Annotated in this window: 6 protein-coding genes; 3 read left to right on the forward strand and 3 right to left on the reverse strand. The window is 69.1% G+C overall.

Going from position 1 to position 10,172, the window contains the following annotated elements; translation table 11 throughout:
• Positions 1 to 357: 357 nt before the first annotated feature.
• The 3 genes from ACFTZL_RS33680 (at position 358) to ACFTZL_RS33690 (ending at position 4,958) form a co-directional block, all read left to right on the forward strand.
• Positions 358 to 2,268, forward strand: coding sequence for a glycoside hydrolase family 97 catalytic domain-containing protein (locus ACFTZL_RS33680; protein ID WP_382590687.1), 1,911 nt, complete (start codon positions 358 to 360; stop codon positions 2,266 to 2,268).
• Between the two features lie 238 nt (positions 2,269 to 2,506).
• Positions 2,507 to 3,892, forward strand: a complete 1,386-nt coding sequence (locus ACFTZL_RS33685; RefSeq protein WP_382590690.1) for a sigma-70 family RNA polymerase sigma factor — start codon at positions 2,507 to 2,509, stop codon at positions 3,890 to 3,892.
• A gap of 37 nt (positions 3,893 to 3,929) precedes the next feature.
• Positions 3,930 to 4,958: an RNA polymerase sigma factor gene (locus ACFTZL_RS33690; RefSeq protein WP_382590693.1), complete on the forward strand. Its 1,029-nt coding sequence runs from the start codon at positions 3,930 to 3,932 to the stop codon at positions 4,956 to 4,958.
• A 138-nt stretch (positions 4,959 to 5,096) separates the two neighbouring features.
• Here the strand turns inward: ACFTZL_RS33690 and ACFTZL_RS33695 are convergent, their stop codons facing one another.
• The 3 genes from ACFTZL_RS33695 to ACFTZL_RS33705 all read right to left on the reverse strand — a co-directional run bounded on the left by ACFTZL_RS33695 (position 5,097) and on the right by ACFTZL_RS33705 (position 10,128).
• Entirely contained in the window at positions 5,097 to 6,596 is a 1,500-nt protein-coding gene (locus ACFTZL_RS33695; RefSeq protein WP_382590696.1) for a hypothetical protein, read from the reverse strand.
• Positions 6,597 to 6,755: 159 nt separating this feature from the next.
• A complete protein-coding gene (locus ACFTZL_RS33700) occupies positions 6,756 to 7,892 on the reverse strand; it encodes an LCP family protein (RefSeq protein WP_382590699.1) in 1,137 nt (378 codons plus the stop codon).
• Entirely contained in the window at positions 7,885 to 10,128 is a 2,244-nt protein-coding gene (locus tag ACFTZL_RS33705) for a bifunctional polysaccharide deacetylase/glycosyltransferase family 2 protein (protein WP_382590702.1), read from the reverse strand. The genes ACFTZL_RS33700 and ACFTZL_RS33705 overlap by 8 nt, the downstream gene beginning before the upstream one ends.
• Positions 10,129 to 10,172: the final 44 nt, after the last annotated feature.

A 10,172-nucleotide genomic window follows, 5' to 3' on the forward strand; every position in this document is an offset into this window, starting at 1 on the left:
CCAGCAGGCAAGAAGCCGCCGCGCCCCTTGCTCCCTGGATCTTCCTGCCCCACTCCTCGCCTGGCCCTGCCCTGCCCACATGCCCGACCAGTTCCACCAGGAGGTGGCTTCGATGCCGCCACGAACTTCTCTCGCACTCACCCGTCGCGCCGGTGACAACGGCGTGACGCCGATGCGCTGCGCACCGAGCAGCGTCCAGTGGCCCGAGCCGCAGACCGGCCGACGCCGGCCTGGTTCACGGCCGGTTCGGCCGCTACGGCCCCTACGGGGTCGCCTCTCGGGCACCGCTGGCGGCTTGGAGACATCCGGTCTGTCCAGATGAGATCCCACTTCAGCGATCACGAACGAAAGACGAACATGAACAAGCGCAAGCGACATGGCTTGCTGAGATCCAAGACGATGCTCGCGGTCGGTATGTCCGTGCTGCTCGGCGGCGGGGCTCTCACGGCACCTTCAGCGCTCGCCGAAGGCGACGGCGAGGTCTGGGCGGTGAAGCAGCCTCAGTCGTCCTCGGCGGCGCTCACCGCCACCGTCGCGCTGGACGGCTCCGGGGCACTGACCCTCGCGGTCCGCCGTGGTGATACGACCGTCCTGGAGCCCTCCCCTCTCGGGCTGGTGACCGACCAGGCCGACCTCACCACCGGACTGCGGCCGAAGGGCGGCCGCAGCGACCGCGAGGTCACCGAGAAGTACACGGCGACGACAGGCAAGCGCCTGAAGCGCGAGTCCCGGATGACCGAGACCCGGCTGTCGTTCACCGGCGCCGAGGGAGACCGCATGGACCTGGTGGTCCGGGTCTCCGACCAGGGGGTCGCGTACCGCTACGTACTGCCGGACGTGAAGAAGGGCACCGTGCGCCGAGAGGCGTCGGCATTCCAGCTGCCCGGCAACGCGAGAGCGTGGCTGACGAAGTACCACCCCGCCCATGAGCAGCACCACAGCGAGAGCACGGCCTCCCGCGCGCCAAGCGGCTCCTTCGGCTACCCCGCCCTGTTCCAGACGGGCCAGTCGTACGTGCTGCTGTCGGAGTCCGGCGTCAACGGCGGCTACGCCGCCGGCAGGCTCACTCACAAGTCCGGCAGTGGGCGGTACTCGGTCGCGGTCGCCGAGGGCAAGATCGTCATCGGCGGTGCGCTGACCACCCCGTGGCGCGCCGCGGTCATCGGTGACCTTCAGACGATCGCCCAGTCGACGTTCACCGACGACATCGCCCCGGCCTCCCGGATCAAGGACACCTCGTGGATCCGCCCGGGCAAGGTGGCCTGGTCCTGGCTGGCGGGGGCCAGGCCCGTGCAGCGCAGCCTGGAGGCCCAGAAGAAGTTCGTGGACCACAGCGCCGCCCACGGCTGGCCGTACACCCTGGTCGACGACGGCTGGGCCGACGAGAAGTGGATGCCCGAGCTCGTCGAGTACGCCTCCTCGCGCGGGGTGAGGATCCTGGCGTGGATGCCGTGGACCGACTTGGACACCGCGGCCGAGCGCGGCACCGTCCTCGCGCGGATGAACGAATGGGGCATCGCCGGACTGAAGATCGACTTCATAGGCTCCGAGTCCCAGCAGCGCTTCAAGTGGTACGACGAGGTCCTGAGGGCAACCGCCGACCACAAGCTGCTGGTCAACTTCCACGGCTCGACGGTGCCCAACGGCATGCAGCGCACGTGGCCCCATGTGATGACGCTCGAAGCGGTACTGGGCGCCGAGTACCGCAGGAACGGACCGACCGCCAGGGACGTGGCGACGTACCCCTTCACCCGGAACGTCGTGGGATCCGCGGACTACACGCCCATGGCTCTCCAGCGGAAGAGCCACCCGCACTCCACTGCCGCCGAGCTGGCGCTGTCCGTCGTCCTTGAATCGGGCATGCAGAACTTCGCCGGATCGTTGGAGACCTACTCCGAGCACCCCGAGATGGAGCGCTTCCTGGCGCAGGTGCCGACCGTCTGGGACGAGACCCGGCTGCTGTCCGGCCGGCCGGGAAGCGGTGCGACTTTCGCGCGCAAGAGCGGGGACCGATGGTTCCTCGGGTCCTACCTGACCGGTGCCGCGCACACGGAGCGCACGCGGCTGGACTTCCTCGGCGGCGGTCGCTGGCTGGTGGAGACGGTGCGGGACGGCAAGGACGGGCTTGTTCGCGAGACACAGCGGGTGGACAGCGCGGACACCCTCATGGTCCGGGTGCCGGCAAAGGGCGGATTCGTCGCCGTGGCGTGCCCGGACAAGCCGGACCTCAAGACATGTGACCGGCCGGTCAGGGGCGGCAAGGGGTAGTCGGGGCCGACCCGGTATGAGGAGCGGCCGGCCGGGCGCACGACGGGCGCGGTGGCCGTTCGTCTCCGGCCGCGCTCGCACGGCTGCCCTGCCCCTGCATACCAGGGAAGTAAATGGAGTTCGCACGCGCGAACAGATGAGACCGTCCGTGGTCTCCGTCGTTCTCGTCCACGAGTCCGCCCAGGACTCTCCAAGGGGAAGCCAGATGCTGATGTCCACAGCACAGAAACGTTCCATCGTGAACTGGACGGATGAGGAACTGGCCGCGCCCCTGCGTCGCGGCGAGTCCGGTGACGAGCAGCTCGCGGAGCTGTACGAACGCCACCGCGGGGCCGTCCGCTCCTTTGCCGCGTCCTTCTGCCGAGACGGCTACACGGCTGACGACCTCACCTCCGAGGCGTTCACGCGAACGATCGACGCGATTCGAAAGGGTGGCGGCCCTCGTGGGCCATGGCGGCCCTACCTGCTGACGGCGGTCCGTCACATGGCCGTGGACTGGGCCGCCGACAGGAACCGCACACAGCCGAGCAGTCAGGTGCAGGACCGGGTCGACGAAGCACCCGGGGGAGAGGAGCTGACGCTGGACCAGGAGGAGAACCACCTGGTCGTGCAGAGCTTCCAGCGGCTGCCCGAGCGCTGGCAGGCCGTGCTGTGGTACACGGCCGTGAAGGGCGAGCCCACCGCCACGGTCGCGGGCCGCCTCGGCATCAGCGCGAGCGGAGTCGCCTCCTTGGCCGAAAGGGCCCGTGAGGGCTTGCGCGAGGCCTACCTCGGCGTCCATGTGCACGACAACGGCGTGGAGGATTGCGGGCGTTACGGCAGGCTCCTCGCGGCCGTCGTGCGACGCAAGGCGAGACGGCCGGGCAGAGAACTGAAGCGTCATCTGGCCGACTGCGGCCACTGCCGCCAGGCCCTTCTCGACCTGACCGACCTCAACTCCCGGCTGAGGGCCGTGCTGCCGGGAGCGATTCTGTTCGACGAGAGCGTGAGAGTCCTCATCGCAAAGGGGGCGGCGGCCGGGGAGCCCATCCCGGCCTGGGCAGGCCACTCCACGGCCGCCCTCGTCAAGGGGGCGGTCACGGTGGGCACTTCGGCCGCCCTCGGTATCGGTGGCTACTTCCTGCTCGCTCCGACCGAGACACCGCTGCCCGCGCCGCGACCGCCTCAGTCGGCGTCAGCCTTGTCACCGTCCGCGACCCCCGCCCCCCAGCCCTCGCCGGACCTCCCGACGGAGAAACCGACACCTTCTCGTTCCCGCCCGGTCGCGCCGTCGACGGACACGGCCGAGCGAGTACTCCTGGAGGGTCTTCGTACGACACTGCGCTCCGTCCCCGATGGGCGCTGTCTTGAGCCGGCAGCGCCCCACGCGGGCTCCGCGGTGCGGGGCGGGGGCTGCGACGGCAGCGCCGGCCAGACTTGGGCGCAGCTTCAGTTCCTGGGCCCCAAGGTGCTCTTGCGCAACTCGGCGACCGGCTTCTGCCTGCGCGCCCCCGGACCCGGTTCGGCGCGGGAGACCCAGGCGGCCTGTGACCAGAGCGACGACCGTCAAGTGTGGCGAGTGCGGTTCAGCCTGAAGCACGGTTCCCTGGTCGTCAGCGGTGGCGCAAGGACCTACCTCACATGATCCGGAGCAGGCTCACGACCCATAAGGACACCAGCTCATGACCCGAGCGCAGGCACGTACCCGCCGTTCCACCCGCCGCCGGTCCTCGCCGGCCGAACAGGACCGACCGACCGTCGGTACACGCCGAGGCGAGGTGCCGGCGGGTGGCGGCCCCGGGTTCGGCGGCGTCGGCTCGATACGTCATCCGGGGACCACCGCCACAGGCGAACGCGTTCGGGCGGCACTCGAGTGCCTGAAGCTGATGGCACTGCGGCAGCGCTGGGCCGCGGTCGGCGACACACTCGTCGTGGATCGTGTCTGCCGGGGCAGCGGTGAGGCGCTCAGCGTCCTCGTCGGACGTCACCAGGCCGCGGTATGCGGCTACTTGAGCACCTGCCTCATGGATCACGCCACAGTGGAGCGGGCCACGGAGGAGACCTTCCGACGTGTCCTCGAAGCGGCCGAGCGAGAGGACGCGCTGGCGATCAACCGGATCCGGCTGCTCGCCACGGCGCGTACGGTGGCCGTCCAGGCCTGGAACGCCGATCCCGGAGCCGATGCGGCCACCCCGGAGTTCCTGCAATGGGTCGCGTCGGGCGGCGCGTGGCCCCTCGCGACTCCCGCGGCGCTGTACGACGCCTTCCGGTGTCTTCCTGTGCGCTGGCAGGTGGCACTGTGGCACATCGCCGTGGAAGAGGACGATCCCGCTCTGATCGGCGACGTGCTGGGCGTCTCGTCCACCCGGGTCAGATCACTGGGGCACAAGGCCCGTCATTCTCTTCGGGACTTCTACCTGGCCGCATACGAACGAGCGGTCATCGACCGCCCGGCGTGCCTCTCCTACGCGCGGGAGCAGGTGGTCCTGGCCACCCGCGCACCGGGCACGACCATGACCGAGCATCCCCCGAACTGCCGCCCTTGTGGCCGGGTGGAGCGGAACCTCACCGATATCGACGCCGGGCTCCGACGACAACTGCCGGGCATGCTGCTCGGCTGGTGGAACGACGGACGCTACCGGCAGATGAAGGCGCTGGCCCTCCGCGACGGAGACCCTCGTCCTGTGGCTCGTCGGATCCGGGACACGTGAGTGCGGCCGTCGGCGATCGGTTCCTCGAACGGAAGCGCCCCGCCGGCGTGGCCGAAGCGGACACCGGCGGGGCTGAGAGCGGTCTTCAACGCCTCAGCGAGAAGGGCGCGTTGTCGTTGTGAGACCGTCTTGTCGGGCTCATGAGCCCGGAGTCCAGAATTCGATGGACAGCGGAGGAACGGTGAGGGTGAGCTTCGGTCCCTTCTGGCCGTCGACGCTCACGTTGTTCGCTTCCGCGCGCGGACCGTACCGGTGGCCCGTGAAAGTTCCCCGGCTCCGGGTGTCGACGGTGTAGGTGAACGCATCCTTCTTGGACGCGTTGGTGACGACGAAGACCGGATCGCCCTTGGGGGTCTGCCAGGCCATGATGCGGTGAAGCGGGTCCGGCTTGCCGTCGGCATTCGGCGGCTCGTCGACGTGGTAGCGGACGGAGTCCCACGGCATGTACCGAAGGAATCCTGCCACCGCGTTCCAGTTCAGCGGATTGAAGGTCCAGTGACGTGGCTTCAGGTCCGGGAACCGGTCGAGGTGCTTGCCGTGCGGCGAGCGCCAGTAGCCCAGCGCGTAGCCGGTCGCCTCCTCGTTGGACGTGGGCTTGAGAGCGTGCAGCCAGAACCAGGAGGGCGCGTTCTGGAACGTCATCCAGTTCATGATCGACTGGGCCGTACGGATGGTGTGCAGGGGTGTCACGCTGCCGTAATGGAGGTACTCGAACTCGTTGTTGAACACGGGCTTGCCCGCGCGGCCGGAGGTGAAGTCGCCCTCTATCTGCTCTGTGCTCGGCGTCCCCACACGATGGAAGGTCCACGCGTCCACGTGACGGACGGCGTCGGGGTCCGCCTTGATCGCCGCGCCGATCTTTCCCTTCCAGCCATCCTGACTGTCCGCGATGATGAGCGTCTTCGGATACTTCTTCTTGATCTTGGGCGCGACGGCCTTGAATGCCTTCACATACTCGTCGGGCGTGTACTTGCAGGACGAGTACTTGGTCGCCTCGCGGGGCTCGTTCTGCAGGCCCCACATGGAGATCGGCACGCCCCGGGCAGCGAGGTGGTCCAAGTCGCCCACCATGGCGTCGCCGAGGGCACCCAGGGCCTCGGGGGAGAACGAGGCGAGCTTGCCGCCGATGTAGGACTTGTTGCTCTTCCAGCCGGGAGCGGGCGACCAGTACTCCGCGGACACACCCTCGATTCCTGTCCGCTTGATCATGTCGGCCAGCAGATCTGTCTGGCCCTTGTAGCGGTCGACGATGTGCTTCCTCGTGGGGTCCAGACCCCGGTGGTACAGCCCCATGGCCAGCCGGCAGTAGCGAAAGCCCCGGTCGCCGCCGCCCATGAGCATCTGCCGGTAGAACCGGTCGCGTTCGCTCTCGGTCAGGTCGTACGGGACGCCGCTGATCACCTTGTCGTTCATGCCGTTGTTGCCGGACCCGATGGAGTCCGACTGGATCTCGAAGCCCAGGCCCCAGATGGTCTGCCGTGGGGACCTGTCGAAGCGGATCGTGTACGCACCCGTAGCGGCCTTCGACGCGCCCATGGCGCCGGACTGACCGAGCGTTGTCCACAGCGCCGCTCCGGCGCCGGTCGCGGCTGCTCCTGCCAGCACGGTTCTGCGGGGGAACGCTTTGTGGGATGGCATTCGTGGGTCTCCTCATGTGGGTGGTCGAGTGAAGGGGAAGCTGCTTCGCTCCCAGCTCCGCGGCGCCGCCTCGCGGTGCTGCGGCGGCGCGATCGGTGCCCTCGCGGTACCTGAACTGACAGGCCACCCAGGGAGGCATCCCGCCTCTTTCCCTGGTCTTTACCTTCTGCCCGGCGGCCGGTCGTTCCTCAGCGCGGTGAAGAGTTCCCGTGCCTTCTCCCAGTCCCATCTGATGGCGCTGCCCTTGGTGGTTCGCACGCCCACAGCGGCGACCGGGACGTTGATCCGCGCCCCGGAGCCGGGAGCCGAGACGCCCTCCATGGCGCGCAGCAGTCTCACCAGATCCCACAGCTCCATGTCCTCGTCCACCACCAGCGTCTCCAGCGCGTCGCGGGTCGCCGGGTAGATCGTGGACGGATCGAGCACGACGTCCCTCTGGGAGACCCTGTCGGCGAGTGCGGCGAGGAAACGCTGCTGGTTCTTCGTACGGCCCAGATCACCCCGGCGCTCCTGATGGCGCTGGCGGACGAAGGCCAGGGCCTGGGCGCCATGGCGGTTGTGGCAGCCCTCGCGCAGGTTCGCGCCGGACTTCTCGTCCCTGATGTCGCGGTCCAGGCACAGCCGTACGCCCCCCACGTCATCCACAAGGTCGACGAAGCCGCGGAAGCCGATCTCGGCGTAGTGGTCGATACGCAGGCCGGTGTTGCGTTCCACGGTCCGTACCAGCAGCTCGGGACCGCCGATGGAGAAGGCGGCGTTCAGCTTGTCCGGTGCCGGACCGTGGTGCTTCCCCGTCTCGGGCTCGGTGTACGGAGGGAGGACGACCCAGGAGTCACGCGGCAGGCTGACCATGGTCGTGCCGTGCGCGCCGGTGTGCAGCAGGATCATCGAATCCGTACGGCGACCCTCGGCCGTTCCGGTGTGCAGCTCCCGCCGGGCTCGAGAGGACAGGCCTTCGCGGCTGTCGGAGCCCACGATGAGGTAGTTCGTGCCCGTCCCTCGCGGTGGCCGGTCGGGGATTCCGCCCAGATCCACCTCGCGGTTGAGCCTGGTATCGGCCCACAGGCAGACACCCGGGGGTGTGAGCAGCAGCGCCGAGAGCATCAGGAGCAGCACCCTGCGCAGCGCCCTTCGGTGCCGGAGTGGGGCGCCTGTTCGTCCTCTGCCGCGGTGCCGCTGCGCCCGGGACACCGGACGTCTGCCTGTCTCCCGCACGCGTCCCAGGACAGCGCCGGCGACCAGGTCCTCGTCGCGGGGGGAGCCGGTGTGCGGCCGGTCGTCGTACCGCTCACGCATGGGGCCTCCTCCGCGCCGGCACGGCACCCGGAACCGCTTGTCCGTTGGTCAACTGCGCATGACCTGGCCCAAGACGGCGGGAGCCGCGGTTCCCGGCTCTCCCGTCCGCGTCCCATCGCAGGGCCTGGTTCGTGAGGTCTCCGCCCAATTGCTCAACGGCGGTCCCGGTTCGCCTGATGCGCTGCCATGTCAGACCGGAGCCGAACACGGCAGTCGCCAGCGACTGGATGACCACCAGATACATGAGCTGCCGGTAGGCGAGAACCTGGAGCGGCACCGCCCACAGTGCGCTCATCCGCTCACCGCCGAGCCGCAGCGCGTAGCCGGCGCACGCGACCTGCAGACCGAGGAAGCCGGCCCACAGAGCGCCGGCCCATGCCGAGTCGAGGAAGAGAGCCCCGTACAGGCCGAAGATGTCGACGACCGGTGCGAACAGGGGCAGCCCGACCTGGAAGACGGCGAGATACGTCAGAGCGCGCCGGGCGAACCGCCCCGCGACCCCCACTTCGAGCATGGCGCGGCGATGCTTGCGCATCGCCTGGAGCGTGCCGTAGCACCAGCGGTAGCGCTGCCGCCACAGCTGACGAAGGGTGGTGGGGACCTCGGTCCAGGCGATCGCGGAATCCTCGTACACCACCCGCCAGCCCGCTCGCCACAGCGTCATGGCCAGGTCGGTGTCCTCCGCGAGGGTGTCCTCGCTGATCCCGCCCACGCCCATCAGCGCCTCGCGGCGGAAGGCGCCGATGGCCCCGGGCACCGTCGGCATGCACTCCAGTACCTCGAGCATGCGTAAGTCGAGATTGCACCCGCAGGCGTATTCCAGGTGCTGCCACCGGCCGAGCAGCCCGCGCCGGTTGCCGACCTTGATGTTCCCGCTGACCGCGCCGATGGCCGGGTGGGCCAGCGGCTGGATGAGCCGGTGAATGGCATCGGGTTCGAAGAGGGTGTCGGCGTCGGCCATCACCACGATGCCGTGGCTCGCGCGGGCGAGTCCGTTGTTGAGCGCGGCGGCCTTGCCCGCGTTGCGTTGACGGACCACCGTGACACGGGGGTCGGGGATGTTCCTCACGATCTCCACGGTCCGGTCCGTCGACCCGTCGTCGATGACGATGATCTGAAGAGGGGAGTGGGTGGAGGCGAGCAGCGAACGGACGGTGGACGCGATGCCCACCTGTTCGTTGTACGCGGGAACGAGGACCGTCACCGGCTCATCGACTCCCCGCAGCCACGGCGAGCCGGGGCGGAAGCGACCCAGACGCCGGACGTGGACGCGGGCGAAGACGACGAGGAGGAGCTGGCGGAGCGTGCCGAGTCCGCCCACGATCGCGAGCACCCACAGCGTCCAGTCCGCGACCGCGTGGCTGGCGGTGTCCATCCACATCAGAGTCATGCCCTGCAGCCGCTGGGCCGGCGGGGCCGGACTGTTGGCGGAGCGGATCCCCAGTCCCGCCGTCACGGTGGTGAACCTGTCGGCATCACGGGCCTGGAGCAGCCGTTTGACCTGTCGGTAGGCGGCTTCGGACTGATCGAACTGCCGGACCACGCCCTTCGACGGTTTGACGAACCGCCGGTCGGCGGTGACAAGCAGATATCCGTCCCCGCCCGCGCGCAGGGCCGCCTGCCACTCGGCACCGCACAGTGTGTCCACCGATGTGGTTCCGGGCATCCGCAGCAGATTGGTGGTGACGCCCGCGGTGCCGGCCAGTGCCTTCTGGTTGAGCGCCAATTCGATACCGGCGCGACTCTGCGACGCGGAACCGAGGACAGCACCGGAGTAGGTGTGCAATCCGATTTCATGGCCTTCGGTGAGGATTCGCCGCGCGAGCTCCGGATGGCGGCCGGCCTCGGAGCCGAGGAGGAAGAAGGTCGCACGCGCACCCTGTCCGCGCAGCAGACGGAGGATGCGGGGGGTCCATACCGGATCCGGTCCGCCGTCGAAGGTGAGCGCCACCGTGCGAGCGGGCATCGACGCGGACTTGACCGAACCCCCTCTCAGGCGCAGCACCGGCCCTGCCTCGTGCAGCACTCGCGGAGCGGGCGTGACGCAGGGCCGGCGGGCCTTGGCGGCGTCGACCTCGTGGGCTGTCCAGCCCTGGAAGAGCAGTGCCGCGGCGATCGCGGCGTACAGCATCCCCAGGAACAGCCAGTGCGCCCGAGGCTGACGTCGTTGCGCGTGCCTGCCTGTCACCGCTCGGCTTCTCGATTCACGTGTTTCTCCAAGAGGGGTGAGGAGCATTACGGGATACACGCAGGCGCCGACGTCCTGATAGAGCCGGCGCA

This window comes from Streptomyces sp. NPDC056948 (assembly GCF_042674225.1).
GTDB lineage: Bacteria > Actinomycetota > Actinomycetes > Streptomycetales > Streptomycetaceae > Streptomyces > Streptomyces purpurascens.

Bases quoted from the DNA above. Each gene is read 5' to 3' on its own strand.
- ACFTZL_RS33680 (WP_382590687.1), top strand. From the start codon at position 358: ATGAACAAGCGCAAGCGACATGGCTTGCTGAGATCCAAGACGATGCTC.
- ACFTZL_RS33705 (WP_382590702.1), bottom strand. From the start codon at position 10,128: ATGCTCCTCACCCCTCTTGGAGAAACACGTGAATCGAGAAGCCGAGCG.
- ACFTZL_RS33695 (WP_382590696.1), bottom strand. From the start codon at position 6,596: ATGCCATCCCACAAAGCGTTCCCCCGCAGAACCGTGCTGGCAGGAGCA.
- ACFTZL_RS33690 (WP_382590693.1), top strand. From the start codon at position 3,930: ATGACCCGAGCGCAGGCACGTACCCGCCGTTCCACCCGCCGCCGGTCC.
- ACFTZL_RS33700 (WP_382590699.1), bottom strand. From the start codon at position 7,892: ATGCGTGAGCGGTACGACGACCGGCCGCACACCGGCTCCCCCCGCGAC.